The sequence below is a fragment of the Caballeronia sp. J97 genome (genome assembly GCF_905220305.1).
Taxonomy (GTDB): domain Bacteria; phylum Pseudomonadota; class Gammaproteobacteria; order Burkholderiales; family Burkholderiaceae; genus Caballeronia.
In genome coordinates, this window is record NZ_CAJMZL010000041.1 from 1 (window position 1) to 25,397 (window position 25,397).

At 63.4% G+C, this 25,397-nt stretch carries 25 protein-coding genes and 1 tRNA gene; 13 read left to right on the forward strand and 13 right to left on the reverse strand.

Features of this window, described 5'->3' with window-relative positions:
- Positions 1–119 precede the first annotated feature (119 nt).
- The 4 genes from U4Y90_RS32260 to U4Y90_RS32275 form a co-directional block, all read right to left on the reverse strand.
- Positions 120–3,131, reverse strand: a complete 3,012-nt coding sequence (locus U4Y90_RS32260) for a ribonucleoside-diphosphate reductase subunit alpha (RefSeq protein ID WP_321800817.1) — start codon at positions 3,129–3,131, stop codon at positions 120–122.
- A 575-nt stretch (positions 3,132–3,706) separates the two neighbouring features.
- Positions 3,707–4,309: a 1,6-anhydro-N-acetylmuramyl-L-alanine amidase AmpD gene (gene ampD, locus U4Y90_RS32265; RefSeq protein WP_321800819.1), complete on the reverse strand. Its 603-nt coding sequence runs from the start codon at positions 4,307–4,309 to the stop codon at positions 3,707–3,709.
- Positions 4,306–4,644, reverse strand: coding sequence for a PP0621 family protein (locus U4Y90_RS32270; protein WP_321800820.1), 339 nt, complete (start codon positions 4,642–4,644; stop codon positions 4,306–4,308). Before U4Y90_RS32270 ends, ampD begins: the two co-directional genes overlap by 4 nt.
- A gap of 27 nt (positions 4,645–4,671) precedes the next feature.
- Positions 4,672–5,580: an inner membrane protein YpjD gene (locus tag U4Y90_RS32275; protein WP_321800821.1), complete on the reverse strand. Its 909-nt coding sequence runs from the start codon at positions 5,578–5,580 to the stop codon at positions 4,672–4,674.
- Between the two features lie 111 nt (positions 5,581–5,691).
- Here U4Y90_RS32275 and ffh point away from each other — a divergent pair, with 111 nt between their 5' ends.
- Positions 5,692–7,059: a signal recognition particle protein gene (gene ffh, locus U4Y90_RS32280; protein ID WP_321800822.1), complete on the forward strand. Its 1,368-nt coding sequence runs from the start codon at positions 5,692–5,694 to the stop codon at positions 7,057–7,059.
- Positions 7,060–7,181: 122 nt separating this feature from the next.
- Positions 7,182–7,733 (forward strand): hypoxanthine-guanine phosphoribosyltransferase, encoded by a 552-nt coding sequence (locus U4Y90_RS32285; protein ID WP_062610472.1) that lies wholly within the window; start codon positions 7,182–7,184, stop codon positions 7,731–7,733.
- A gap of 45 nt (positions 7,734–7,778) precedes the next feature.
- Here the strand turns inward: U4Y90_RS32285 and U4Y90_RS32290 are convergent, their stop codons facing one another.
- Both U4Y90_RS32290 and U4Y90_RS32295 read right to left on the reverse strand, forming a co-directional pair.
- On the reverse strand, positions 7,779–8,378 hold the full coding sequence (locus U4Y90_RS32290; RefSeq protein ID WP_321800824.1) for a MarC family protein: 600 nt from the start codon (positions 8,376–8,378) through the stop codon (positions 7,779–7,781).
- Positions 8,378–10,114: a proline--tRNA ligase gene (locus U4Y90_RS32295; RefSeq protein ID WP_321800825.1), complete on the reverse strand. Its 1,737-nt coding sequence runs from the start codon at positions 10,112–10,114 to the stop codon at positions 8,378–8,380. The genes U4Y90_RS32290 and U4Y90_RS32295 overlap by 1 nt, the downstream gene beginning before the upstream one ends.
- A gap of 247 nt (positions 10,115–10,361) precedes the next feature.
- Here U4Y90_RS32295 and U4Y90_RS32300 point away from each other — a divergent pair, with 247 nt between their 5' ends.
- Positions 10,362–11,006, forward strand: a complete 645-nt coding sequence (locus U4Y90_RS32300; RefSeq protein ID WP_321800882.1) for an RNA pyrophosphohydrolase — start codon at positions 10,362–10,364, stop codon at positions 11,004–11,006.
- Between the two features lie 162 nt (positions 11,007–11,168).
- Positions 11,169–11,732 (forward strand): CNP1-like family protein, encoded by a 564-nt coding sequence (locus U4Y90_RS32305; RefSeq protein ID WP_321800883.1) that lies wholly within the window; start codon positions 11,169–11,171, stop codon positions 11,730–11,732.
- 71 nt (positions 11,733–11,803) lie between these two features.
- Here U4Y90_RS32305 and proB read toward each other — a convergent pair whose 3' ends face one another.
- From proB to rplU, 4 genes are all read right to left on the reverse strand, one after another.
- On the reverse strand, positions 11,804–12,922 hold the full coding sequence (proB, locus tag U4Y90_RS32310) for a glutamate 5-kinase (RefSeq protein WP_321800826.1): 1,119 nt from the start codon (positions 12,920–12,922) through the stop codon (positions 11,804–11,806).
- Positions 12,923–12,942: 20 nt separating this feature from the next.
- Positions 12,943–14,049: an Obg family GTPase CgtA gene (gene cgtA, locus U4Y90_RS32315; protein WP_321800828.1), complete on the reverse strand. Its 1,107-nt coding sequence runs from the start codon at positions 14,047–14,049 to the stop codon at positions 12,943–12,945.
- A gap of 158 nt (positions 14,050–14,207) precedes the next feature.
- Positions 14,208–14,468 carry a 50S ribosomal protein L27 gene (gene rpmA / locus U4Y90_RS32320; protein WP_061122473.1) on the reverse strand — a complete coding sequence of 87 codons (261 nt, stop codon included), beginning with the start codon at positions 14,466–14,468 and terminating at the stop codon, positions 14,208–14,210.
- A 24-nt stretch (positions 14,469–14,492) separates the two neighbouring features.
- Positions 14,493–14,804: a 50S ribosomal protein L21 gene (gene rplU / locus U4Y90_RS32325; RefSeq protein ID WP_016346298.1), complete on the reverse strand. Its 312-nt coding sequence runs from the start codon at positions 14,802–14,804 to the stop codon at positions 14,493–14,495.
- Positions 14,805–15,088: 284 nt separating this feature from the next.
- Here rplU and U4Y90_RS32330 point away from each other — a divergent pair, with 284 nt between their 5' ends.
- The 9 genes from U4Y90_RS32330 (at position 15,089) to yacG (ending at position 22,831) form a co-directional block, all read left to right on the forward strand.
- Positions 15,089–16,081: a polyprenyl synthetase family protein gene (locus U4Y90_RS32330; RefSeq protein ID WP_321800884.1), complete on the forward strand. Its 993-nt coding sequence runs from the start codon at positions 15,089–15,091 to the stop codon at positions 16,079–16,081.
- A gap of 40 nt (positions 16,082–16,121) precedes the next feature.
- Positions 16,122–16,198, forward strand: a tRNA-Pro gene (locus U4Y90_RS32335).
- Positions 16,199–16,341: 143 nt separating this feature from the next.
- A complete protein-coding gene (locus U4Y90_RS32340) occupies positions 16,342–17,631 on the forward strand; it encodes an HlyC/CorC family transporter (RefSeq protein ID WP_321800832.1) in 1,290 nt (429 codons plus the stop codon).
- 73 nt (positions 17,632–17,704) lie between these two features.
- Positions 17,705–18,871 (forward strand): GspE/PulE family protein, encoded by a 1,167-nt coding sequence (locus U4Y90_RS32345; RefSeq protein ID WP_321800834.1) that lies wholly within the window; start codon positions 17,705–17,707, stop codon positions 18,869–18,871.
- Positions 18,868–20,073, forward strand: coding sequence for a type II secretion system F family protein (locus U4Y90_RS32350; protein ID WP_321800836.1), 1,206 nt, complete (start codon positions 18,868–18,870; stop codon positions 20,071–20,073). The genes U4Y90_RS32345 and U4Y90_RS32350 overlap by 4 nt, the downstream gene beginning before the upstream one ends.
- A 31-nt stretch (positions 20,074–20,104) precedes the next feature.
- Entirely contained in the window at positions 20,105–21,028 is a 924-nt protein-coding gene (locus U4Y90_RS32355; protein ID WP_321800838.1) for an A24 family peptidase, read from the forward strand.
- A 16-nt stretch (positions 21,029–21,044) separates the two neighbouring features.
- The gene (gene coaE / locus U4Y90_RS32360; protein ID WP_321800839.1) at positions 21,045–21,659 is read left to right on the forward strand and encodes a dephospho-CoA kinase; all 615 of its coding nucleotides are present in this window, start codon (positions 21,045–21,047) and stop codon (positions 21,657–21,659) included.
- A gap of 160 nt (positions 21,660–21,819) precedes the next feature.
- Positions 21,820–22,575, forward strand: coding sequence for a cell division protein ZapD (zapD, locus tag U4Y90_RS32365; RefSeq protein WP_008342965.1), 756 nt, complete (start codon positions 21,820–21,822; stop codon positions 22,573–22,575).
- A gap of 64 nt (positions 22,576–22,639) precedes the next feature.
- Positions 22,640–22,831 (forward strand): DNA gyrase inhibitor YacG, encoded by a 192-nt coding sequence (yacG, locus tag U4Y90_RS32370; RefSeq protein WP_321800841.1) that lies wholly within the window; start codon positions 22,640–22,642, stop codon positions 22,829–22,831.
- A gap of 6 nt (positions 22,832–22,837) precedes the next feature.
- Here yacG and U4Y90_RS32375 read toward each other — a convergent pair whose 3' ends face one another.
- From U4Y90_RS32375 to argJ, 3 genes are read right to left on the reverse strand one after another with little or no spacing between them, the layout of a single operon-like run.
- On the reverse strand, positions 22,838–23,269 hold the full coding sequence (locus U4Y90_RS32375) for an NUDIX domain-containing protein (RefSeq protein ID WP_321800843.1): 432 nt from the start codon (positions 23,267–23,269) through the stop codon (positions 22,838–22,840).
- A complete protein-coding gene (locus U4Y90_RS32380) occupies positions 23,266–24,129 on the reverse strand; it encodes an ATP-binding protein (protein ID WP_321800844.1) in 864 nt (287 codons plus the stop codon). The genes U4Y90_RS32375 and U4Y90_RS32380 overlap by 4 nt, the downstream gene beginning before the upstream one ends.
- Before the next feature lie 23 nt (positions 24,130–24,152).
- Complete coding sequence (gene argJ, locus U4Y90_RS32385; RefSeq protein ID WP_321800845.1) at positions 24,153–25,394, reverse strand: bifunctional glutamate N-acetyltransferase/amino-acid acetyltransferase ArgJ; 1,242 nt, start codon at positions 25,392–25,394, stop codon at positions 24,153–24,155.
- Positions 25,395–25,397: the final 3 nt, after the last annotated feature.

The following is a 25,397-nucleotide window of genomic DNA, read 5'->3' on the forward strand; positions in this document are numbered from 1 at the left end:
CCGCGAAATCGGGATCCGGCGAAACCAAAAAAAACAAAAACGGACCGGCACCGACCACTTCCCCCAGACGAGAGGGAAGCAACCCAGCACCGGTCCGCAGGGACCGACTCACCCCAAGCTTACTGACAAGCCTCGCACTCGTCGAAACCCGGATCGCCCGGACGCATCATGCACACGGGACCATCGGCTTCCGGAGCCGCCGCCTCGACCGCCGGCGTGCTCGCAGCCGCGGCGTTGAAGCCGCCCTTGCCGGCGCCCGATGCACCGCCACTGACACCACCACCGAACCCGCCAGCCGCGCCCGCCCCACCCTCACCCGAAGAAGGCACCGCGTTCAGCGCGCCGTGTGCGACCGTCGACTTCTCGACATGCGTCGCCGCCATCGTGCGGAGGTAATACGTGGTCTTGAGGCCACGAATCCACGCGAGCTTGTAGACCTCGTCGAGCTTCTTGCCCGACGCGCCCGCCATGTAGATGTTCAGCGACTGCGCCTGGTCGATCCACTTCTGACGGCGCGACGCCGCCTCGACCAGCCACTTCGGATCGACTTCGAACGCGGTCGCGTAGATCGCGCGCAGATCCGCCGGAATGCGGTCGATGCGCGAGAGCGTGCCGTCGAAGTACTTCAGATCCGACACCATCACTTCGTCCCACAGGCCGCGCGCCTTCAGGTCACGCACGAGGTAATCGTTCACGACCGTGAATTCGCCCGACAGATTCGACTTCACATACAGATTCTGGAACGTCGGCTCGATACAGGCCGACACGCCGATGATGTTCGAGATCGTCGCCGTCGGCGCGATCGCCACGCAGTTCGAATTGCGCATGCCGTACGTCGAAATGCGCGAGCGCAGTTCGGGCCAATCCATCGTTTCGGACGTATCGACTTCGACATACCCGCCGCGCGCCTGCTCCAGCAGCTTCAGCGAATCCTGCGGAAGAATGCCGCGATCCCACAGAGAGCCGCGATACGTCGCGTAACGGCCGCGCTCTTCCGCGAGCTCCGTCGACGCATAGTAAGCGTAGTAGCAGACGGCTTCCATCGAACGATCGGCGAACTCGACCGCTTCGCCCGACGCATACGGCGTGCGCAGCAGATGCAGGCAGTCCTGGAAGCCCATGATGCCCATGCCGACCGGACGATGCTTCAGGTTCGAGTTGCGCGCCTTCGGCACCGCGTAATAGTTGATGTCGATGACGTTGTCGAGCATGCGCATCGCGACGCTGATGGTGCGCTTGAGCTTCGCGTGATCCAGCGCGTAGCTGCCGTCGGCCTGCTTGACCATGTGCGCGACGAGGTTCACCGAGCCGAGGTTGCACACGGCGATTTCCGTCTCGCTCGTGTTCAGCGTGATTTCCGTGCACAGGTTCGACGAGTGCACGACGCCGACGTGCTGCTGCGGCGAGCGCACGTTGCACGGATCCTTGAACGTGATCCACGGATGGCCCGTTTCGAACAGCATGCCGAGCATCTTGCGCCACAGTTGCGCCGCCGGCAGCTTCTTGAACAGCTTGATCTCGCCGCGCGCGGCTTTCTCTTCGTAAGCGACATACGCCTTTTCGAAGTCCGCGCCGAACAGATCGTGCAGGTCGGGGCACGTCGACGGCGAGAACAGCGTCCAGTCGCCGCCTTCGACGACGCGCTTCATGAACAGATCGGGAATCCAGTTCGCCGTGTTCATGTCGTGCGTGCGGCGACGGTCATCGCCCGTGTTCTTGCGCAGCTCGAGAAACTCCTCGATGTCGAGGTGCCACGATTCGAGGTACGCGCACACCGCGCCCTTGCGCTTGCCGCCCTGGTTCACCGCGACGGCCGTGTCGTTCACGACCTTAAGGAACGGCACGACGCCTTGCGACTTGCCGTTCGTGCCCTTGATGTGCGAGCCGAGCGCGCGCACACGCGTCCAGTCGTTGCCGAGGCCGCCCGCGAACTTCGACAGCAGCGCGTTTTCCTTCAGCGCCTCGTAGATGCCGTCGAGATCGTCAGCGACGGTCGTCAGGTAGCACGACGACAATTGCGAGCGATGCGTGCCCGAGTTGAACAGCGTCGGCGTCGACGACATGAAGTCGAACGACGACAGCACGTTGTAGAACTCGATCGCGCGAGCCTCGCGGTCGATTTCGTTCAGCGACAGACCCATCGCGACACGCATGAAGAATGCCTGCGGCAATTCGATACGCGTGCCATCGACGTGCAGGAAGTAGCGGTCGTACAGCGTCTGCAGGCCGAGATAGCCGAATTGCAGATCGCGGTTCGCGTCGAGCGCGGCGCCGAGGCGCTTCAGATCGAATTGCTGGAGCTTTTCGTCGAGCAGGCCTGCTTCGACGCCGCGCTTGATGAACAGCGGGAAGTATTCGGCGTAACGCTCGCCCATTTCGGCTTGCGTCACTTCCTCTTCGAGAATTTCGCGGCGGATCGTGTGCAGCAGGATGCGTGCGGTGACCTGGCTGTACGCCGGATCCTTTTCGATCATCGTGCGCGCGGCGAGGATGGCCGAGTCGTAGACCTGCGACATCGGCACGCCGTCGTACAGATTCTTGATCGTTTCCGCGACGATCGGTTCGGCGGACACCGCATCGCCCAGATTCGCGCATGCGGAGACGATCAGCGCCTTCAGCGCTTCGAGATCGAGCGGACGCGTGACGCCGTTGTCCGTCACGTTGATCGCGCCATCGTGCCCTTGCGCGGTTTGCGCCTGCGCGCGCTCCTGCGAACGCTGCTGCGTGCGCTTCTCGCGATACAGCACGTAGGCGCGCGCGACGTTATGCTCGCCGCCGCGCATCAGCGCGAGCTCGACCTGATCCTGAATGTCTTCGATGTGAAACGTGCCGCCATGCGGACGGCTGCGCACGAGCGCGCGCACGACGGCTTGCGTCAGTTGCTCGACGAGCTCGCGCACGCGCGCCGATGCGGCGCCCTGCCCGCCGTTCACGGCGATGAACGCCTTCGTCACGGCGATCGCGATTTTCGTCGGCTCGAACGACACCACGCTTCCGTTGCGACGGATGACTTTGTAGTCGGCAAACGTCGTGTTCGGCGCGAGCGCCTCTGCGCCCACGGCCTGCGCACCGCCCATCGGCTGTACGGATGCGCCTTCGTAGGAAGGCGTGGCGTTTTCGGTGGTTTGCATGTGCAAAACTCCTGGTGTTCGAATGGTGCGGATGGTCCGCGGATTTATCACTTATGCCGCGCGCGTCACGAGGTCGTCATGAAGGTCGCGCGGAGTTTTGGCGGTCAAGCCGGGCTGTGCGTACAGCAGGCTGAAAACACGAATCGCGGCGCTTTACGGCCCGCATTGTTCTTGGCGTCTCATGCGGTGCCCGCGTTGGCGCGCGGTGTCGGGTCGACGCAATTCGCGCTCACTTGCTTGCCTTCTTCACGGTGCTGCTCGCTGGCGCCCGATGCGCCCCACGCCTCTCTCCTCGCAAAGAGAACCGTCTCGCGCATCGCCCCGGGCCAGCCAAACTTCTCTTACGCCGGAAAGCGGGCGGCGCCGGCTCATCGGAGCGGGCGCCGCCTCAACAACACAAGATCTAGTGCAAAGTACGTCTTTCGGCACCAAGTATAGTGGACAACCGCGCAGTCTCAAAAAGTTTTATTTGCCCTGAGTCTGCCGTTGCGGGGTTGACTTTTGCTGCCGCGAAGCACGACAAGGCCTCGCGCGGGACGCTGCTGCGCCGCAACGAGAAAGACCTTACGCATCGCTCAGATGTTGGATTGAAACGGGAAGAATGAAGGCGGCAGCGCGCTGTCCTGACGCAGACGCGGCCAATCGAAATGCGGGCCCGGATCGGTTTTGCGGCCTGGCGCGATATCGGAATGTCCGGCTACCGCATCGATCGGATAACGCTTCACGACGATCCGCACGAGCGCGGCGAGCGCCTCGTATTGCGCGTCTTCGAACGGCACGCGATCGCTGCCTTCGAGTTCGATGCCGATCGAGAAATCGTTGCAGCGCTCGCGTCCGCAAAACGACGAGACGCCCGCGTGCCACGCGCGTTCATCGCAGGAGACGAACTGTTCGATTGCACCGCCGCGACGGATCACGAAGTGCGCCGACACGCGCATGCCACGGAGATGATCGAAGTACGGATGCGCATCGTGATCGAGCGTATTGAGGAAGAAGTCCGCGATCGCGTTCGTCGTGAAATCGTCGGGCGGCAGACTGATGTTGTGCACGACGACAAGCGTCGGCACGGCGTTGCCCGGACGCGCCTCGAAGTTCGGCGACGGCAGGCGCGTCACGCTCGTGAGCCAGCCTTGCGCGTCGATGTGCGGATCGCCGTGCCTGACGACGTGCATGTTCATCGGGCGTCGCGGCCAGTCGGACGGCTGGCGTAGTGGCGCGCGTGATCGGCACAGCAGAAGCGCTCGCCCGCGACGACGATCGATTCGCTGCGCGGCGTGTGCACGCCGCATTGCGCGCAACGGATGAGCGGATCGGCGAGCTGCGGCGCGCCCTTCGCAGCGCCGTTGCCATTACCGTAGCCATTGCGCGCGTGGCGCGCGCCATTTGCGCCGCCCGCGGTCGCGCCGCCGGCCTGCGCCTCGCCCTGTTGCGCGCGCTCGTTCGCGCGGCGCAGCTTCTTCAGAAGCCACTGGCTCACAAAGAAGAGAACGATCAGAAAGAAGAAATTTCGCATCGATTCAATGCCGGTAAATTCAGACGCTCAGACGACCGCGCGATGCAGCAGCACTTCGAACACGAAGCGGCTGCCGACATAGGCGAGCAGCAGCGCGGCGAACGACGCGAGCACCCAGCGCAACGCGGCGCGTCCGCGCCATCCGGAGATGCGGCGCGCGGTGAGCAACGCGCCGAACATCAGCCAGGAGACGAAAGCGAACACGGTCTTGTGATCGAAGCGCAGCGCGCGATCGACCAGTTGTTCGTTGAACGCGATGCCCGACACGAGCGTGAGCGTGAGCAGCACGAAGCCGGCCGCGATCAGGCGGAACAGCAGCTTTTCCAGCGTGAGGAGCGGCGGCAGCGTGTCGAGCCAGCTCGCGAGCCAGCCGTTGCCCGTATGACGCGTCGCCATTCCGCGCATGCGCTGCAGGCGACGCTCGAGCATCAGCATCAGCACGGCGTGCAGCGCGGCGATCGCGAAAAGCCCGTACGCGATGTTCGCGATCAGGAAATGCAGCTTGAACATCGGCGCGGCGGAGTACGACAGCACGCGCACGCCGCCGAAGACGAGCGGCAACAGCGACGCGATGCACGCGAGCGGCAACACGAGCAGGCGCAGGCCGTCGAGCGGGAAAAAGAAACTTTCGATCCAGTAGATGCCCGCGCCGAGCCAGAACATCGCGGAGAGCGCGAACGCGAAACCGAAAATCATCGCGTTCTGAGGGAAGATCGTCGTGTGCAGCAGGAGCCCATGTACGAGGAGCGCTACTAATAATAGAGCGCGCCCCGGCACGCCCATGTCCGGCGACTTTTTGGGCGCCGCCGCCGGCGCAATGCCCGAAGGCACGCCGGCCAGCGCCGGCTCCACGGCCGTGTGGCGATGCGCGCGCCAGCCCGCCACGGCGAGCCCGCCGTAGAGAAGCGCAGTGAGGGCATACAGTACAATATCCATGTTCGAAGTTTACACTAGGCCCTTGAATCGCGACGTTTTCCCCCTTGCGGCAATGCGGGGCGATGCGTCGTTTTGCGCTGAAAAAAGGGCCGCACTCACTACCGTTTCCCCATGCTCGATAACCTGACTCAACGGATGGCGCGCGTCGTCAAGACGCTGCGCGGCGAGGCTCGACTCACCGAAGCCAACACGCAAGAGATGTTGCGGGAAGTGCGCCTCGCGCTGCTCGAAGCGGACGTGGCGCTGCCGGTCGTGCGCGAATTCATCGCGAAGGTGAAGGAAAAGTCGCTCGGCGAGGAAGTGCTGTCGAGCCTGTCGCCGGGTCAGGCGCTCGTCGGCGTCGTCCAGAAGGAACTGACGGCCGTGATCGGCGGCGATTACGAAGGCAAGGCCGCGGAACTGAATCTGGCCGTCGCGCCGCCCGCCGTGATCCTGATGGCCGGCCTGCAAGGCGCCGGTAAAACGACCACCACGGGCAAGCTCGCCAAGCTCTTGCGCGAGAAGAGCAAGAAGAAAGTCCTGACCGTTTCGGTCGACGTCTACCGCCCCGCCGCTATCCGTCAGTTGCAGACGGTGACCGAGCAGGTCGGCGCGGACTTTTTCCCGTCGGAGCCGAATCAGAAGCCCGCGGATATCGCGCGCGCCGCGATCGACTGGGCGAAGCGTCACTATCACGATGTCGTGATCGTCGATACGGCCGGCCGTCTTGGTATCGACGAAGCGATGATGAAGGAGATCAGCGAGCTGCACACGCTGCTCAAGCCCGCTGAAACGCTCTTCGTCGTCGATGCGATGCTCGGTCAGGACGCGGTCAACACCGCGAAGGCGTTCAACGACGCGCTGCCGCTGACCGGCGTCGTGCTCACGAAGCTCGACGGCGATTCGCGCGGCGGCGCGGCGCTCTCCGTGCGTCACGTTACCGGCAAGCCGATCAAGTTCGTCGGCGTCGCGGAAAAGCTCGACGGCCTCGAAGTCTTCCATCCGGATCGCATGGCGAACCGGATTCTCGGCATGGGCGACATCCTCGCGCTCGTCGAGGAAGCGCAGCGCGGCGTCGACACGCAGGCCGCGCAGAAGCTCGCCGACAAGGTCAAGAAAGGCGGCGACTTCGACCTGAACGACTTCAAGGCGCAGTTGTCGCAGATGAAGAAAATGGGCGGCCTGTCGTCGCTGATGGACAAACTGCCCGCGCAGTTCCAGCAAGCCGCGCAAGGCGCGGACATGAACAACGCCGAAAAGCAGATGCGCCGCATGGAAGGCATCATCAATTCGATGACGCTGCAGGAGCGCGCGAAGCCGGAGCTCATCAAGGCCGCGCGCAAGCGCCGCATCGCCGCGGGCGCCGGCGTGCACGTGCAGGAAGTGAACCGCATGCTCAACCAGTACGAGCAGATGCGCGGCATGATGAAGAAGCTGAAGGGCGGCAATCTGCAGAAGATGATGCGCGGCATGAAAGGCATGCTGCCCGGCATGCGCTAAAAACGCAGTTCAACGAGCCCGCGCTTGCCTCGCCCTACGCTGCGGAAAGCGCGGGTTTATCATATGGCGCACGCCGCCGTTTTTTTCCACACTAAGAAGTCAGCCTCTCCCCCGCTTTCCCTATGAATCGCGAAGAAGCTCTGCATATTTTCAGCCACTCCGAAGAGATCGTCACGGCTGACGAAGTCAACGCATCGATCGGCAAGATGGCTTCGGCCATCAAGGCGGCGACGAAAGACGACTTCCCGCTCGTGCTCTCGGTCATGGGAGGCGCGGCCGTGTTCACCGGCATGCTGCTGCCGCATCTCGACTTCCCGCTCGAGTTCGATTACATCCACCTGACGCGCTATCGCAATGCCATCAAGGGCGGCAGCGAGATGCAGTGGCGCGTGGCGCCGGCGGAATCGGTGAAGGATCGCGTGGTGCTCGTGCTCGACGATATCCTCGACGAAGGCGAGACGATGGCCGCGATCCGGGACCGCATCATGGCGATGGGCGCGAAGACGTTCCTCTCGGCGGTGCTGTGCGAGAAGATCATCCCGAAGGCGAAGCCGCTGCGTCCGGATTTTTGCGGATTCGAGGTGCCGGATCGCTACGTGTTCGGATGCGGGATGGACGCGAAAGGCTACTGGCGGAATCTGCCGACGATCCGGGCGTTGACCGAAGGCGCGTGATCGACGCCCACCCAAAAAGAAAAGCGGCCCGGGCGGCCGCTTTTTTTATAGCTGATGCACGAAAGTGCGTATGCCCGTCAAAATCATTTCGACGGAAATCGCCACCAGCACGAGCCCCATCAAACGCTCGAAAGCCGTCACCACACGCTCGCCGAGCCATTGCTGAATCTTCTCGGCGAGTATCAGCACGATCGCGCAGACGATCATCGTCACCGTAAGCGCGCCGATCCACTCGAACATCTTGCCGGGCGCCTGCGACGTCAGCAGCATCACGGTCGCGAGCGCCGACGGTCCCGCCAGCGCTGGAATCGCCAGCGGCACGATCAGCGGTTCACCGCCGCGCGAATCGCCGCCCATGGCTCCGTCCGGATGCGGGAAGATCATTCGCAGCGCGATCAGAAACAGCACGATCCCGCCCGCGATGCGCAACGATACGTCGGTGAGATTCATCGCGCGCAGGAAGCGATCGCCCGCCAGCATGAACACCAGCAGAATCACAAACGCGATCGCCACTTCCCGAAGCACCACGACGCGGCGCCGCTCTCTGGCGACGCCGCGCAGCGCGTTGATGAAGATCGGAATGTTGCCGAGCGGATCGGTGATCAGCAGCAGCAGGATCGTCGCCGACAGGAAGTTGTACTGCATTACTTCCCGAGCGCGGCCCGGACCTTGGCCATGACGACGTCCGCGGCTTCATCGACCGGCAGCAGCGTGGCTTCGGCATCGCGACGGCCCTGATATTCCAGCTTGCCTTCCTTCAGCCCGCGATCGCCGATCACGATGCGATGCGGCACGCCGATCAGCTCCCAGTCCGCGAACATGACGCCCGGACGCTCGCCGCGATCGTCGAGGATTACGTCGACGCCCGCTGCCTGAAGCGTTGCGTAGAGCTTGTCGGCCTGCTGGCGAACGGCGTCGCTGCGGTCGTAGCCCATCGGGCAGATCACGACTTCGAACGGCGCGATGGCTTCCGGCCAGATGATGCCCTTGTCATCGAAGTTCTGTTCGATCGCCGCGCCCAGCACCCGCGTGACGCCGATGCCGTAGCAGCCCATCTGCATCGGCGCGGGTTTGCCGTTTTCGTCGAGAAAGGTCGCGCCCATCGCGTCGGAGTACTTCGTGCCGAGCTGGAACACGTGACCCACCTCGATGCCGCGGCAGATTTCGAGCGTACCCTTCCCGTCCGGCGACGGATCGCCCGCGACGACATTGCGGATATCCGCCACTTCCGGCTCGGGCAGATCGCGGCCCCAGTTCACGCCGGTCGTGTGGAAATCGACCTCGTTCGTGCCGACGACGAAATCGCTCATGTTCGCGACCGTGCGGTCCGCGATCACGCGCACGGGCTTCTTCGTGCCGATCGGGCCGAGATAGCCCGGCGGCGTGCCGAACCATTCGATGATCTCGGCTTCGGTCGCAAAGCGATAACCCTTCAGGCCGGGCAGCTTGCCGGTCTTGATGTCGTTGAGCGAGTGATCGCCGCGCAGCATCAGCAGCCAGATCGTGGGCTCGGCGCCTTCGTTGTCCGTTGCCAGAACGATCGACTTGATCGTGCGCTCGAGCGGGATGTTCAAAAGCTGCGCGACCGCTTCGCATTTCGCGGCGCCGGGCGTCGGCGTCTTTTTCAGCTCTTCGGCCGGCGCAGCGCGTTTCTCGATGAGCGGCAGCGCATCGGCCGCTTCGACGTTGGCCGCGAAGTCCGAGTCCGGGCAATAGGCGATGTCGTCCTCGCCGGTATCGGCGATCACGTGGAATTCATGCGAGCCGCTGCCGCCGATCGAACCGTTGTCCGCCGCGACCGCGCGGAACTCCAGCCCGATGCGCGTGAAGATGCGCACATAGGCTTCGTACATCTTGCGATACGACTCGGCGAGGCCGTCGAAGTCCTTATCGAAGGAATAGGCGTCCTTCATGATGAACTCGCGGCCGCGCATCACGCCGAAGCGCGGGCGGATCTCGTCGCGGAACTTCGTTTGAATCTGATAGAAGTTCACCGGCAACTGGCGATAGCTCTTGATCTCGCGACGCGCGATGTCGGTCACCACTTCCTCGTGCGTCGGGCCCATCACGAAATCGCGCTCGTGGCGATCCTTGAAGCGCAGCAGCTCCGGGCCGTATTGCTCCCAGCGGCCCGATTCCTGCCAAAGTTCGGCGGGCTGCACGGCGGGCATCAGCAATTCGAGCGCGCCCGCGCGGTTCATCTCTTCACGCACGATGGCTTCGACCTTGCGCACCGAGCGCAGGCCGATCGGCATGTAATCGTAGATGCCGCCCGCGACGCGGCGGATCATGCCTGCGCGCATCATCAGCTTGTGGCTGACGATCTCGGCGTCGGCGGGAGCTTCTTTCAGGGTGCCGATGAAGAAACGGGATGCTTTCATTCAAATTTTCCAAAAGCGGCGCGCGCTTCGGTGCCGTTGTGGCGCCGGAGCAGGCGGATCGAAGGTGAACGACGGAAACGGTCGACGGCTTTGCAAGGGAGAAGATTTTGCCGTCTTCCCGGAACGCTGGCAAAGCCTCTTGCGCCCGGGTCCGGCAAACAGGCCCCGAATTCGGGTTCGTGCCGGTGCGCGGGGTCCGTTAACTGTTTATAATCAAAGCAATTTTAAAGGATTTGAAGGTGGCTGTATGCTGGATCGTGAAGGCTTTCGCCCGAACGTCGGCATCATCCTCTTGAACGCGCGCAACGAAGTGTTTTGGGGCAAGCGGCTGCGTGAACATTCCTGGCAGTTTCCGCAAGGGGGCATCAAATACGGCGAGACCCCTGTGCAAGCGATGTATCGGGAGTTACACGAAGAAACCGGCCTGCTACCGGAGCATGTGAAAGTTGTCGGTCGCACGCGCGACTGGCTGCGTTATGAGGTGCCGGACAAGTTCATCAAGCGCGAGGTGCGCGGACATTATCGCGGTCAGAAACAAATCTGGTTTCTGCTGCGCATGGTGGGACGCGATTGCGACATCTGCCTGCGTGCGACGGACCATCCGGAGTTCGATGCCTGGCGCTGGAACGAGTATTGGGTACCGCTGGATGCGGTCATCGAGTTCAAGCGCGACGTTTATCAAATGGCTCTCACCGAGCTGTCCCGCTTCCTGCGGCGCACCAACTCCCGCGGTGAACGCGGCGAGCGAGCCGCGCATCACGGACTGCGCTATCCACGCGTCGTCCAGACAATGACGATCGAAGCACCTGCCGTAACTGCCTCCGGCGCGGCGGTTCAGGCAGAATGCACGGTCAGCGAAGAAGTGCATGTGATCGTGCAGCGCTCATCGTGAGACCGGGCGTGCGATCTATCGCCACAGTGCTTCGCACACTTTGACACTCAGCACGACTCCGATCGATGGCACGGCGAATTTTTTCGCCGTGCCATCTCGCTTTGTTCCGCCGGGCGGCCTCAACAGGTCCGCGCGCATGTTTCCGGGAAGATCCAATTGAAAGTGAATGCCTCACTCGCGGTAATCGCGGCATCCGCGGCAGCGCTTGCCGTGCTCGCCGGCTGCTCCAGCAACAAAGCCCCGTCCACGCAGGACGATGGCGTGTTCACCTATCTGCTCGACCGCAAGCCGAACTGGACCGAAGACAAGATCGACACGATGCCGCCGCTGCCGCAAGCGTCGAATCTGATCGCCTTCAACGTATCGCAAAACACGCCGCTCACGTTTTCCGTCGACAAGACGACGCTCACCGTCGGCAAGGACGGCGTCGTGCGCTATGTGGTCGTCGTCACGAGTCCGGCGGGCGCGCGCAACGTCAACTATGAAGGCATTCGCTGCGATACCTACGAATGGCGCCGCTACGCGAGCATCAACGACGACCAGAGCGGCTGGGATCAAGGTTCGGCGTTCGAGTTCAAGCGCATCGAGAACGGCGAGTTGAACGCGTATCAGGCGGCGCTCTATCAGGATTACTTCTGCACGAGCAAGCTGCCTGTCGGCACGGCGAAGCAGATCGTCAACAACATGGAATACAAGCGCACGCAGAGTTCGATCAATCTGCGCTGATACGGCTTCCGATATGACAAAGCCCGCTGGCCTTGCGGCTCAGCGGGCTTTTTTGCTCCAGGCGCGCCGAATCAGACGAGCACCAGATTGTCGCGATGGATCAGTTCCGGCTCCAGCATGTAGCCGAGGACCGATTCGATCTCGCCGCTCGGCCGCCGATGAATCAGCCGCGCCTCCGAGCTGCTGTAGTTCGTTATGCCGCGTGCGACTTCCTGCCCTCGAGCGTTGACGCACGCGATCACTTCGCCGCGATCGAATGCGCCTTTCACGTCGATCACACCGATCGGCAAAAGGCTCTTGCCGTCGGCGGTGAGCTTGTTGACGGCGCCGTCATCGATCACGACGTGCCCGCGCACCTGCAAGTGATCCGCCATCCACTGCTTGCGCGCCGCCATGCGCGCAGTGCGCGCGATGAGTTGCGTGCCGATCATTTCGCCCGATGCGAGGCGCGTGAGCACATCGGCTTCACGGCCGCTCGCGATCACCGTGTTCGCGCCGCTGTGCGCCGCGCGCTTCGCCGCGAGAATCTTGGTCAGCATGCCGCCGCGTCCGAGACTCGAGCCCGCGCCGCCCGCCATCTGCTCGAGTTCGGGCGTGCCGGCATCGGCTTGCTCGACGAGCGTCGCGTTCGGATCCTTGCGCGGATCGGCGGTGAAAAGGCCGCGCTGATCGGTGAGGATGACGAGCGCATCGCCTTCGATCAGGTTCGCGACGAGTGCGCCGAGCGTGTCGTTGTCGCCGAACTTGATTTCGTCGGTGATGACGGTGTCGTTCTCGTTGATGATCGGCACCGCGCCCAGACGCAGAAGCGTGAGCAGCGTGGAGCGCGCATTCAGATAGCGTTCGCGATCGGCGAGGTCGGCATGCGTGAGCAGGATCTGCGCGGTACGGATACCGTGCGCCCCGAAGCTGCTCTCGTAGACTTGCGCGAGCCCCATCTGGCCGACCGCGGCCGCGGCCTGCAGTTCGTCGATTTCGCGCGGCCGTTTCGTCCAGCCGAGCCGGTGAATGCCTTCCGCGATCGCGCCCGAACTCACGAGCACGACTTCCTTGCCCTGCTCGCGCAACGCCGCGATCTGCGACGCCCAGCGCGAGATTGCCGCATGATCGAGCCCGCGCCCGTCGTTGGTGACGAGACTGGACCCTACTTTCACTACGATTCGCTTCGCAGCGGCGATGACCGAACGCATCGTGCGCTTTCTCCTCGTCGTTATTCGTCGTCTTGGTTGGCCTGCTGTTTCGCTGCGTCCTCGCGAAAACGCACGTCGGCGGCGAGATCTTCCGCTTCCGCCGCGCGCGACGCGTCGGAATGCTGCGAGATGTAGTCGTAGATCGCGTACGTAAGCGCTTCGCAGCCCTGACCCGTCAGCGCCGAAATCTCGAACACCGGACCGTCCCACTCGAAACGCTCGACGAAGTCGGCAATGCGCGCTTCGCGTTCGTCTTCCGGCACCATGTCGAGCTTGTTCAGCACGAGCCAGCGCGGCTTCTCGTAGAGCGCCTCGTCGTACTTGCGCAATTCGTTGACGATCGCCTTCGCCTCCACGACCGGATCGACGTTTTCATCGAACGGCGCCATGTCGACGAGATGCAGCAGGACGCCCGTGCGCTGCAGATGACGCAGGAAACGATGCCCGAGGCCCGCGCCTTCCGCTGCGCCTTCGATCAGACCGGGAATGTCCGCGATCACGAAGCTCTTGCTCGGCCCGACGCGCACCACGCCGAGATTCGGCGCGAGCGTCGTGAACGGATAATCCGCGATCTTCGGCCGCGCGTTCGACACCGACGAGATGAACGTCGATTTTCCCGCGTTCGGCATGCCGAGCAGACCGACATCGGCGAGTACTTTCAGCTCGAGCTTGAGCATGCGGCGCTCGCCGGGCTTGCCGTCGGTTTTCTGGCGCGGCGCGCGGTTCGTGCTCGACTTGAAATGCAGGTTGCCGAGCCCGCCCGCGCCGCCCTGCGCGATCAGCACTTGCTGATTGTGCTCGGTCAAGTCGGCGATGATTTCGCCCGTTTCCTGATCCGAAATGATCGTGCCGACCGGCATGCGCAGCGTGATGTCGTCGCCGCCCTTGCCATAGCAGTCGGAGCCGCGGCCGTTTTCGCCGTTGCGCGCCTGATGCTTCTTGGAGAACCGGTAGTCGATCAGCGTGTTGATATTGCGATCGCCGACTGCGTAGACGCTGCCGCCGCGCCCGCCGTCGCCGCCGTCCGGTCCACCGAACGGGACGAACTTTTCGCGGCGCATCGACGCGCTGCCATCTCCTCCGTCGCCGGCGATGACTTCGATCCTCGCTTCGTCAATGAACTTCATGCGTTGCTCCGTCCCGTGTATTCGCTCTATTTTGCCGTGACCGACTTATGCGGTCACTCATAACCAGTTTTTGACCGCGCCAAATAAAAAAGCCCCGCGAACTTCGCGGGGCCTTGGGTCTAAACCCTTCTTTCGGTCCTGAAGCCCGTGCGTAAAATTTACGCTGCCGGGACGACGACGACCGTGTGCTTCCTCGCAGCGCCCTTGGTCACGAACTTGACGTGGCCGTCGGTCAGCGCGAACAGGGTGTGATCCTTGCCGATGCCGACGTTCTCACCCGGATGCATGCGCGTGCCGCGCTGGCGAACGATGATGCCGCCCGCGTTGATTGCCTGGCCGCCGTACACCTTCACGCCGAGGCGTTTGCTCTCGGAGTCGCGGCCGTTGCGGGAAGACCCGCCTGCTTTTTTGTGTGCCATTTGCTTAGCTCCTTACCGGTGCGCTTACGCGTTGATCGCGTCGATGCGCAGTTCGGTGTAGTTCTGGCGATGGCCAGCGTGCTTTTGGTAGTGCTTCCGGCGACGCATCTTGAAGATGGTCACTTTCGCGTGACGACCTTGGGACACGACGGTAGCCTTGACGGAAGCCCCACTGACCAGCGGCGTACCGAACTTAATCGATTCGCCTTCGCCCACTGCGAGAACCTGGTCGAGCGTGATTTCAGCGTCAATGTCTGCCGGTATCTGTTCTACTTTCAATTTTTCGCCAACGGCAACTTTGTACTGCTTGCCGCCGGTTTTTATGACCGCGTACATTGAGAACCTCACTCAGAATTCTTTCCCGCTCGCGCGGGAAACTTCAACATTTCCCACGCACCACGCGGGGAAAACACGCGATTATACATAGAGTTACGCTTGGCGTCAAAGCGCAGCGACGTTTCGCGCGCGCCGGACGAGGCGCACCAACCGGATCCGAACCTCGGCTAAAGCGAAGCGAATCGCACCCGATTTTCGCCGACATTGCACGAAACGAACCAGCGGAGCCCCCGTCGTCTGTCGGATTCGCCTTATAATCCGCCGGATTACCTTTTTTGCCGATCATGTCGTCGACCGCCACTTCCTCCCCCAACGCCGCCGCACTGCTCGCCCCGATCGCCGAGGACATGCAGCAGGTCAATCGCGTCATCCGGCAGCGCCTGGCATCAGAAGTGATGCTGATCAACCAGATTTCGGAGTACATCATCGGCGCGGGCGGCAAGCGGCTGCGTCCGGCGCTGCTGCTGCTCGTCTCGGGCGCGCTGGGCGACGCGACCGGGCATCGTCACGAACTGGCGGCCGTGGTGGAATTTATCCACACGGCTACGTTGCTGCACGACGACGTCGTCGACGAATCCGATCTCCGTCGCGGCCGGAAGACCGCGAACGCGCTGTTCGGCAATGCGGCCAGCGTGCTGGTCGGCGACTTCCTCTATTCGCGCTCGTTCGAGATGATGGTGAGCGTCGGCAAGATGCGCGTGATGGAAATTCTGTCCGTCGCGACCAACATCATTTCCGAAGGCGAAGTCCTGCAGTTGCTCAACATGCACGACCCGGACGTCGACGAAGCGCGCTACATGCAGGTGATCCGCTACAAGACGGCAAAGCTGTTCGAAGCGGCGGCGCAGCTCGGCGCGGTTCTTTCTGGCGCGGACGCGCGGACCGAAGCGGCGGCGGCGGAGTTCGGCCGGCGCATTGGCACGGCATTCCAGATCATGGACGACTGGCTCGACTACACAGGCACGCCCGAATCGATGGGCAAGAACGCCGGCGACGATCTGCGCGAAGGCAAGCCCACGCTGCCGCTGATCTACCTGATGGAGCACGGCACGGCGGAGCAGGCGGCGTTGGCGCGCGAGGCGATCGAGCAAGGTGGCACGGATCGCTTCGACACGATCTTCCATGCAATCACCAGTTCCGGCGCGCTCGATCACACGCTGGAATGTGCGCGCAAGGAAGCTCAGGCTGCGGCAAATGCAATTTCTTCATTTCCCTCTTCCATCTACAAAGAGAGCCTGCTAGAATTATGTTCTTACTCGACGTCGAGGCAGTCTTGAAAAAGACTGAAACGGCGTAAGAGTCCAAGTTGGTCGAATTCGGGGTGTAGCTTAGCCTGGTAGAGCGCTACGTTCGGGACGTAGAGGCCGGAGGTTCGAATCCTCTCACCCCGACCAGAATTGAAAAAACCCGCATGGTCCGCCATGCGGGTTTTTTATTTTCAGCGAAAAAACCGCGTACGCTGGCCGAAAGGCCGAGGGCGGGCTTGCCTGCCCGTCTGCTATATTGCCTCCCATCTCCGCCCCTACTCGATCACCGCGTGGACAACCTCCCCTTATGGGCGCAAATTTGCGCCATTTTTCTGCTTCTGTTCCTGTCCGGCTTCTTCTCGATCTCCGAAACGTCGATGATGGCGCTCAATCGCCATCGCCTGAAATATCTGGCTAGCCAGGGGTCGCTACGCGCCCGCACGACGCAGGGCTTGCTCGCAAAAACGGATCAGCTTCTCTCCGTCATCCTGATCGGCAACAACCTGATCAACACGATCATCCCCGTGCTCACGACATCGATCGCGCTGCGCACCTTCGGCCATAACAATCTTGTGCTGTCGATCACGACCGGCATCATCGCCTTTCTGATCATCGTGTTCGCGGAGATCGCACCGAAGATCGTCGGCGCAACGTATCCCGAGAAGGTGGCGCTGCCGGCGAGCCTCGTGCTCGCGCCGCTCATGCGCCTGGCGCGACCGCTCATCTGGTTCGTCAATCTGTTTGCCAATGCGATTCTCGCCGCGCTGCACATCAACACGAAGAACAAACGGGATCAGCGGATTTCGCCTGAAGAACTGCGCACCATCGTGCTGGAAACCGGCAGCTTCATGCCGACCAAGCACCGCAGCATCCTGCTCAATCTGTTCGATCTGGAGAACATCACCGTCGACGACGTGATGATTCCGCGGCGACGCATCGAAGCGCTCGACTTCGACGCGCCGTTCGACCAGATCCTGCATCAGCTCGAGACGTGCTATCACAACAAGCTCGTCGTCTTTCAGGGCGACATCGATCGCGTGCTCGGCATCCTGCACGTGCGCAAGACGCTCTCCGCGCTGCACAACCAGGAACTCGAGCGCGACACCCTGCGCGAACTGCTCACCGAGCCGTATTTCGTGCCCGCCGGCACGCCCGTCTTCCAGCAGTTGCAGTATTTCCAGGAAAGCGGTCACCGCATCGCGATCGTAGTCGACGAGTACGGCGAGTTGCAGGGACTCGTCACGCCCGAGGACATCATCGAGGAACTGATCGGCGAGTTCACGACGACGATTCCGCGCGGCGCCGGCTCGCGGGGCGGCTGGGACGAGAACGGCGAGTGCATCGTGGCGGGCAGCATGCCGCTGCGCGAACTGAACCGCTGGCTGCATCTGACGCTGCCGACCGACGGCCCGAAGACACTCAACGGCCTGATTCTGGAGACGCTCGAAGACATTCCGGACGGCGACGTGTCGGTACAGATCGCGAACGTGACTTTCGAAGTCATGCGCAGCGACGACCAGGCTATCCGCACGGTCAAGATCTTCCGTCCGCTCGCGCTCGCGCAACAGGCGCTGCGTTAGCCGTTCGGACGACTGGGCGCCGGCGCTCGCGGGCGGGATGATCAAACCATCTCGACTCCGACGGCCCGACGCCATGATCTCCTCTCCTCGCGACGCCGCTTCCGATCACGAAGCGCCCGCCGTCTCGCTCCTGACCGAAACCCTGCGCGAAGCCGCCGAGCGCGGCGCATCGGATATTCACGTCGAGCCGTCCGAACACGACTGGCGCATCCGTCTGCGCGTCGATGGCGCGTTGCACGTCCTGAAGCGTCCGCCGCCCCATCTGCGCGACGCGTACGTCACGCGCATCAAGGTGCTCGCGCGTATGGACATCGCCGAGCGGCGCGTGCCGCAGGACGGCCGGCTGCGTCTGAATCTGCCGGGCGCGCGGATCGGCGACTATCGCGTCAATTCGCTGCCGACGCTCTTCGGCGAAAAGCTCGTGCTGCGGCGGCTCGACGCGCTGCCACCCGATTTGTCGCTCGCCGCGCTCGGCCTCGATGACGAGCAGAGCCGCTCGGTCGAATCGGCGATTCGCGCGCCGCATGGTCTAGTTCTCGTCACCGGACCGACCGGCAGCGGCAAGACCTTGTCGCTCTATTGTTTCTTGCAGATGCTGAACGCCGAAGCCCGCAACGTGTGCTCCGTCGAAGATCCCGTCGAAATTCAGCTCGCGGGCATCAATCAGGTGAGCGTGCGCGAGAAGGCCGGGCTGACCTTCGCCGTGGCGCTGCGCGCGTTCATGCGTCAGGATCCGGACATCATCATGGTCGGCGAGATACGCGACGCGGAAACCGCGGACGTCGCAGTCAAGGCCGCGCAGACGGGACATCTGGTGCTCTCGACCCTGCATACGAACGACGCGCCCGCCGCGATCGCGCGTCTCATCGATATCGGCGTGGCGCCTTACAACCTCGCGGCGGCGCTCAGGCTCGTCACCGCGCAACGCCTCGTGCGCAAGCTGTGCGAGTTTTGCCGCGCGCCGTCGGCGTTGCCACTCGCGGACGGGTTCCATCCGTTCGAGCCGCGCGGCTGTCCGGCGTGCCATGGAATCGGCTATCGGGGGCGCGTCGGCGTGCATCAGGTGATGCCGGTATCGGACGAAATGCGCGAACTGATCGTATCGCGCGCGGCAACGCATACGATCGCGCGCGCGGCGCAGGCGCGAGGCGTGCCCGCGCTCCGTGATGCGGCTTTCTCACGCGTGCGCGACGGTGTGACGAGCGTCGCCGAGGCGACCGAAGCAACGGAGATCGAATGATGAAAAACGCGCTCGAAATGCGCTTCGCCTGGCGCGGCATGGACACCGAAGGCAGGCCGAAGCGAGGAAAGATCATCTCCGCCGACGCGCTCACGGCCCGTGCTTCGCTGCGCCGCGAAGGCGTGATCGTCACCGCGCTCGACACGCTCGGCGCCGCTCCGCATCCCAAAGCAAAGACCGCCGAGGTGACGGTTTTCACGCGACAGCTCGCCGGCCTGCTGCGCGCGGGGCTGCCGCTCGCCGGCGCACTGGAATTGCTGGCCGGTAGCACATCCGATGGCGGACTGCCGCGCATCGTGCGCGCACTGGCCCGCGACATCACGCGCGGCGTGCCGTTTTCAGCCGCGCTCGCGCAGCATCCGGCTGCGTTCGGCGCGTTGTATTGTCAGCTGGTTTCGGTGGGTGAGATCGCGGGTGCGTTGCCTTCGGTCCTCGCGCGTCTCGCCGACGATCGCGAGCGCGCCGCATCGCAACGGGCCAGACTTCGCGCGGCACTCACGTATCCCGTCATGGTGCTGCTGCTTTCGCTCGCGATCACGGCGGGCTTGCTGATCGGCGTGGTGCCGACCTTCAAGACGATCTTCGACGGCTTCGGCGCCGCGCTGCCCGCGCCGACACGTTTCGTGCTTGCGCTTTCAGACGGCGTCGCGCAGGCCGGCGTGCCGTTCACGGTTGCGGCCATTTGCGCGGCGGTCGTCGTGTCGAACTGGATAGGTCGTTCGCCCGACGCGCGCGAAGCCGCCGATCGCGCCGCGCTGCGTCTGCCGCTCGGAGGCAAGCTGCTGCGCTCTCTCGCGGTCGCGCGATGGAGTCGCGCGCTCGGCACATTGCTCTCGGCGGGCACGCCGCTGTCGGATGCGTTCGATTCGCTCACGCATGCCACCGGAAACCGCGTCTTCGACCAGGCGACGGTGGACATCGCGGCGCGCCTGCGCAACGGCGAGCGCCTCGCGGCCGCGATGCGCGCCGCCGGGTGCTTTCCGCAAGACGTCGTGCAGCCGATCGCGGTCGCCGAAGAATCCGGCTCGCTCGATGCGATGCTCCTCGATCTCGCGACCCTCGCCGACCGGCAGGTGGACGAGCGTATCGGCGCATTCGCGAGTCTTTGCGAGCCGATCGTCATCGCGGTGCTGGGCGCGCTCGTGGGCGGACTGGTCATCGCGATGTATCTTCCTATCATTCAGCTCGGCAACGTGGTGTAGCATCGCGGGCCAAAGCAACCGTTCGTCCATCATGCAGCCTTCGTTCGATCCGTCCACCGCGCACATCGCGAGCCCCTACCTGGCGGCGTTCGCGCTGCTGCCCGTCGCCGTGCAGTACGGGTTCGCCATCGTGTTCGGCCTCGTGATCGGCAGCTTTCTCACCGTCGTGGTGCATCGACTGCCCGTCATGCTCGAACGCACATGGCGCGCGGAAGTCGATGCGGCCATGCCCGATGCGCCCGATCTCTCCAAACTCAGCGCTGCCGATCCCTATCCCGAACGCTTCAACCTCGCCGTGCCGCGCAGCGCGTGTCCGCATTGCAAGCACGTTCTGCGCACGTGGGAAAACATTCCCGTCATCAGCTACGTGGCGTTGCGCGGACGCTGTTCGGCATGCGGCGCGCGCGTGAGCCCACGCTATCCGCTGACCGAGCTCGCGACGGGCGCGCTCGCCGCGCTCTCGCTCTACGCCTTCGGGCCCGCGTGGCCGGCGCTCGCCGCGTTCGGCCTGTGCGCGACCTTGCTGACGGCCGGACTGATCGACTTCGATACGCGCTATCTTCCCGATGTACTGACGCTGCCTTTGCTCTGGGCCGGGCTCATCGTGAATTTCGGCGAAGGCGGATTCGCGACGCTGCACGACGCCGTGACCGGCGCGATCGCAGGCTATCTCTTTCTTTGGTGCGTGTATTGGCTCTTCAAGCTCGCGCGCGGCGTGGAAGGCATGGGATACGGCGACTTCAAGCTGCTCGCCGCGATCGGCGCATGGCTCGGCTGGTCCGCGCTCGCGCAGGTGGTCCTCATCGCCGCCGTCGCGGGCGCCGCGTTCGGCATCGTGGCCACGTTGCGCAAGCGCATGCGTTTCGAGGAGCCGTTGCCGTTCGGGCCGTTTCTCGCGGCGGGCGGCGCGATCACGCTCTTCGCCGGCACGCCGCTCTATGCATTATTGGGATGATCGAAGGGAGCAACGGATGTTCAGCATTGGTCTCACCGGCGGCATCGGCAGCGGCAAGAGCACGGTCGCCGACCTGTTCGCGGCGCGCGGCGTGCCGCTGATCGACACGGATTTGATCGCGCACGAGATCACGTCGCCGGGCGGCGTCGCCATGCCGCTCATCGCGAGCGCGTTCGGCGACGATTTCATTGCCGCGAACGGCTCGCTCGACCGCGCGAAGATGCGCGCGCTCGTCTTCGCCGACGACACCGCGAAAGCGCGCCTCGAAGCCATCGTTCATCCGCTGATTCGTGCCGAGACCGAACGTCAGCGGCACGCGGCGCAGGGCGCGTATCACATCGTCGTCGTGCCGCTGCTCGTCGAATCCGGCGAATGGGCGAGCCGCGTGTCGCGCGTGCTGGTGGTGGATTGCCCGGTCGAGACGCAGATCGAGCGTGTCATGCGGCGCAACGGCTTCACGCGCGAACAGGTGCTCGCGATCATCGCAAAGCAGGCATCCCGCGAAACGCGGCTCGCGGCTGCCGACGACATCGTTCTCAACGATGAAAGCGCCACGCTCGACACCCTCGCGCAGCAGGTCGACACGCTGCACGCACGCTATCTGGCGCTCGCGCCGCATGAAGCGACCTGATCGCCTGAGTTAGCGAAATTGTCGAAAAGTTCCCTGATTTGCGCCGAAACAAGCAGTCTGTCGCGCGAATATGCCCCGATTTGCTAGGGTGAAGATGCGGCATTAGAATGTGCTCACTTCCGCTCATGGAAGCAACCGACCCACGCCGAGGCGAGCGCGCTTGATCCTTTACGAGTATCCCTTCAACGAGCGAATCCGGACGCTGCTGCGCCTCGAAGACCTGTTCGAGCGCTTCACGTTCTTTCTGACTCAGGAAGACGCGCGCGAACATCACGTCGCGCTCACGACGCTCTTCGAGATCGCCGAAGTCGCCGGCCGCACGGATCTCAAGGCCGACCTCATGAAGGAGCTGGAGCGGCAGCGTCAGACGCTCGCGCCGTTTCGCGGCAATCCGGGTATCGAACAGGAAGCGCTCGAAGCCGTGCTGGGTGAAATCGAGCAAACGCTCGCCGGGCTCACCGAGATGCACGGCAAGACCGGCCAGCATCTCGCCGACAACGAGTGGCTCGCGAGCATTCGCAGCCGCACGATCATTCCCGGCGGAACATGCAAGTTCGATCTGCCGTCGTACTACGCCTGGCAGCAGTTGCCGGTCGAGGAGCGGCGCCAGGACATCGCAAAATGGGTCATGCCGATGCTCGCGCTTCGCGACGCAGCGGCCATCGTATTGCGGCTCGCGCGTGAATCGGGTCAGGCATCGAAAGTCATGGCGATGCAGGGCAGCTATCAGCAGATGTTGTCCGGCCGCACGTATCAGTTGATGCAGGTGCGCGTTTCACCGGACACGCGCGTGATCCCGGAAGCGAGCGCGAACAAGTACATGCTGTGGGTACGCTTTACCGTGCAGGACGGCGATCTGAAACCGCGCGCCGTCGATGTCGATGTGCCCTTTCATCTGACGCTTTGCAGCCTTTGAATCGGGAGCCGTTTGGCCTCATATGGTCAAATATCGTCCGTAACCGGCTCAATTCGTAATCGTCATGACCACTGTCGTCAAATGCCCGACCTGCACCAAGGATGTCCGCTGGGTTCCCGAAAACCGCTTTCGCCCGTTCTGCTCCGAGCGCTGCAAGCAAATCGATCTCGGCGCGTGGGCGGCCGAAAAGTACAAGATCGCGGGTAATTCGCAGGAAACGCCGCCGGACGAAGACAAGCACGGCGGCCTGAACTGACTTTCGTTATTCGCGCTCTTCCTCTTCGAGCCATTCGAGAATCGGAATGGCCGCGGGCAGAAGCGGCGCGACGTCGACGGGAAGCGTCTGCCAGGCGATCGCCTGGCCTTCACGTCCGAGCGGCGTGCCTTTCCAGTCCGTCACCTTGCAGAAAAAAAGACGCACGTACGCATGCGGATAGTCATGCTCCAGCGTACGCCAGAGCTGACACGCGGTGACATCGATGCCCAGCTCTTCATGCAATTCGCGTCCGAGCGCCGCCTCGATGCTTTCACCCTGCTCGAGCTTGCCACCTGGAAATTCCCAGTAACCTTCGTACGGTTTGCCCGCGGGCCGCTGCGCGAGCAGATACCGTCCGTCGTGCTGCACCATCACGCCTACCGCTACTTCCGTCACCTTGCGGCCGTCGGGGGCGATGTCGGTTTTCGAAACGGTCATTGCTTGCGTCCCGAGCGGTCGCGCGCGAATTGCCACGCCACGCGGCCCGAGCGCGATCCGCGCTCGAGCGCCCAGACGAGCGCATCGCCACGAGCGCTTTCGACTTCCGCATCATCGCAGCCGAAATGCTTCAACCAGTGCGCGACGATCGACAGATAGTCGTCCTGCTTGAACGGATAGAAGCTGACCCACAGACCGAAGCGCTCGGACAGCGAAATCTTTTCCTCGACCACTTCGCCTGGGTGAATTTCGCCATCGGACGTGTGCTTGTACGTCTCGTTGTCGCTCATGTATTCGGGCAACAGATGGCGGCGATTCGACGTCGCGTAGATCAGCACGTTGTCCGATTGCGCCGCGACCGAACCGTCGAGCGCGACCTTCAGCGCCTTGTAGCCGGACTCGCCTTCCTCGAACGAAAGATCGTCGCAGAAAACGATGAAGCGCTCGGGCCGCGCCGAGATCAGATCGACGATATCACCGAGATCGTGCAGGTCGTCCTTGTCGACTTCGATGAGCCGCAAGCCATCCTTCGAATACGCATTGAGACACGCCTTGATCAGCGACGACTTGCCCGTGCCGCGCGCGCCCGTCAGCAGCACGTTGTTGGCGGGCAGCTTGTTCACGAACTGCTGCGTGTTCTGCTGAATCAGGCCCTTCTGACGATCGATATTCTGCAGATCGTCGAGCGAGATCTGGGAGATCGCCGAAACGGGTTGCAGAAAACCGCGCCCCTGACGCTTGCGCCAGCGAAACGCCACCGCGGATTCCCAGTCGATATCGGGCGCCGCGGGCGGCAACATGCCTTCGATGCGCGCGAGCACTGCCTCGGCGCGCGTGAGAAATTGTTCGAGCTTGTCCATGTTCGTATCGATGCGCGCCGCTTTTACGAGCGATAGTCCGCGTTGATGCTCACGTAGTCGTGCGAGAGGTCGCAGGTCCAGATGGTCGCTTGCTGCGTGCCGCGTCCGAGCAACACGCGAATTGCGATCTCGCTCTTCTTCATCACGCGCTGGCCGTCCTCTTCCTTGTACTCGGGATTGCGTCCACCCGCTTTCGCGACCAGCACGTCATCGAGATAAAGATCGATCTTGCCGACGTCGAGATCCGTGACGCCCGCATAGCCGATCGCCGCGAGAATGCGGCCCAGGTTGGGATCGGACGCGTAGAACGCGGTTTTCACGAGCGGCGAGTGGCCGATCGCGTAGGCGATCTGACGGCATTCCGCCGCGTCCTTGCCGCCTTCCACCGTGATCGTCATGAACTTGGTCGCGCCTTCGCCGTCGCGCACGATGAGCTGCGCGAGTTCCTGCGCCACTTCCGTCACCGCGTCGCGCAGCGCGGCGTACGCGGGCGAATCCGTCGACGTGATCGCGGGCAGGCTCGACTTGCCCGACGCGATCAGGATGAACGAATCGTTCGTCGACGTATCGCCATCGATCGTGATGCAGTTGAACGAGCGATCCGCGACATGCTTCACGAGCTGATCGAGCACCGGCTGCGCGACGTTCGCATCGAACGCGAGGAAACCGAGCATCGTCGCCATGTTCGGCTTGATCATGCCCGCGCCCTTGCTGATGCCCGACATCGTGACAACGTGACCGTCGATCGTCACCCGACGCGACGCGGCCTTCGGCAGCGTGTCCGTCGTCATGATGGCCTGGGCGGCGTCGAACCAGTGTGCGGCCTTCTGATTCGCGAGCGCGGCCGGCAGACCCGCCTTAAGGCGATCGATCGGCAGCGGCTCCAGAATCACGCCGGTGGAGAACGGCAGGATCTGCTGTGCATCGAGGTTCGCGAGGCGCGCGAGCTCCGCGCAGGTTTCGCGTGCGTGCGCCATACCCGGCTCGCCCGTGCCCGCGTTCGCATTGCCCGTGTTCACGACGAGCGCGCGAATGCCCTTGCCGCCTTTGCTCGCCGCGGCGAGGTTTTCGCGGCACACCGTAACCGGCGCGGCGCAGAAGCGGTTCTGCGTGAAGACGCCCGCGACGCTCGCGCCCTCATCGACGCGAATGACGAGCACGTCCTTGCGATTGGGCTTGCGGATATTCGCCTCGGCGTAACCGAGCGTGACGCCGGCGACGGGATGAAGCGCTGCGTGATCGATCGAGGGGAAGTTGACGGCCATGTT

Excerpts from the sequence above, each read along its gene's own strand:
- U4Y90_RS32260 (WP_321800817.1), bottom strand. The coding sequence starts at position 3,131 with ATGCAAACCACCGAAAACGCCACGCCTTCCTACGAAGGCGCATCCGTA.
- ampD (WP_321800819.1), bottom strand. The coding sequence starts at position 4,309 with ATGAACATGCACGTCGTCAGGCACGGCGATCCGCACATCGACGCGCAA.
- U4Y90_RS32270 (WP_321800820.1), bottom strand. The coding sequence starts at position 4,644 with ATGCGAAATTTCTTCTTTCTGATCGTTCTCTTCTTTGTGAGCCAGTGG.
- U4Y90_RS32275 (WP_321800821.1), bottom strand. The coding sequence starts at position 5,580 with ATGGATATTGTACTGTATGCCCTCACTGCGCTTCTCTACGGCGGGCTC.
- ffh (WP_321800822.1), top strand. The coding sequence starts at position 5,692 with ATGCTCGATAACCTGACTCAACGGATGGCGCGCGTCGTCAAGACGCTG.
- U4Y90_RS32285 (WP_062610472.1), top strand. The coding sequence starts at position 7,182 with ATGAATCGCGAAGAAGCTCTGCATATTTTCAGCCACTCCGAAGAGATC.
- U4Y90_RS32290 (WP_321800824.1), bottom strand. The coding sequence starts at position 8,378 with ATGCAGTACAACTTCCTGTCGGCGACGATCCTGCTGCTGCTGATCACC.
- U4Y90_RS32295 (WP_321800825.1), bottom strand. The coding sequence starts at position 10,114 with ATGAAAGCATCCCGTTTCTTCATCGGCACCCTGAAAGAAGCTCCCGCC.
- U4Y90_RS32300 (WP_321800882.1), top strand. The coding sequence starts at position 10,362 with ATGCTGGATCGTGAAGGCTTTCGCCCGAACGTCGGCATCATCCTCTTG.
- proB (WP_321800826.1), bottom strand. The coding sequence starts at position 12,922 with ATGCGTTCGGTCATCGCCGCTGCGAAGCGAATCGTAGTGAAAGTAGGG.
- cgtA (WP_321800828.1), bottom strand. The coding sequence starts at position 14,049 with ATGAAGTTCATTGACGAAGCGAGGATCGAAGTCATCGCCGGCGACGGA.
- rpmA (WP_061122473.1), bottom strand. The coding sequence starts at position 14,468 with ATGGCACACAAAAAAGCAGGCGGGTCTTCCCGCAACGGCCGCGACTCC.
- rplU (WP_016346298.1), bottom strand. The coding sequence starts at position 14,804 with ATGTACGCGGTCATAAAAACCGGCGGCAAGCAGTACAAAGTTGCCGTT.
- U4Y90_RS32330 (WP_321800884.1), top strand. The coding sequence starts at position 15,089 with ATGTCGTCGACCGCCACTTCCTCCCCCAACGCCGCCGCACTGCTCGCC.
- U4Y90_RS32345 (WP_321800834.1), top strand. The coding sequence starts at position 17,705 with ATGATCTCCTCTCCTCGCGACGCCGCTTCCGATCACGAAGCGCCCGCC.
- U4Y90_RS32350 (WP_321800836.1), top strand. The coding sequence starts at position 18,868 with ATGATGAAAAACGCGCTCGAAATGCGCTTCGCCTGGCGCGGCATGGAC.
- U4Y90_RS32355 (WP_321800838.1), top strand. The coding sequence starts at position 20,105 with ATGCAGCCTTCGTTCGATCCGTCCACCGCGCACATCGCGAGCCCCTAC.
- coaE (WP_321800839.1), top strand. The coding sequence starts at position 21,045 with ATGTTCAGCATTGGTCTCACCGGCGGCATCGGCAGCGGCAAGAGCACG.
- yacG (WP_321800841.1), top strand. The coding sequence starts at position 22,640 with ATGACCACTGTCGTCAAATGCCCGACCTGCACCAAGGATGTCCGCTGG.
- U4Y90_RS32375 (WP_321800843.1), bottom strand. The coding sequence starts at position 23,269 with ATGACCGTTTCGAAAACCGACATCGCCCCCGACGGCCGCAAGGTGACG.
- U4Y90_RS32380 (WP_321800844.1), bottom strand. The coding sequence starts at position 24,129 with ATGGACAAGCTCGAACAATTTCTCACGCGCGCCGAGGCAGTGCTCGCG.
- argJ (WP_321800845.1), bottom strand. The coding sequence starts at position 25,394 with ATGGCCGTCAACTTCCCCTCGATCGATCACGCAGCGCTTCATCCCGTC.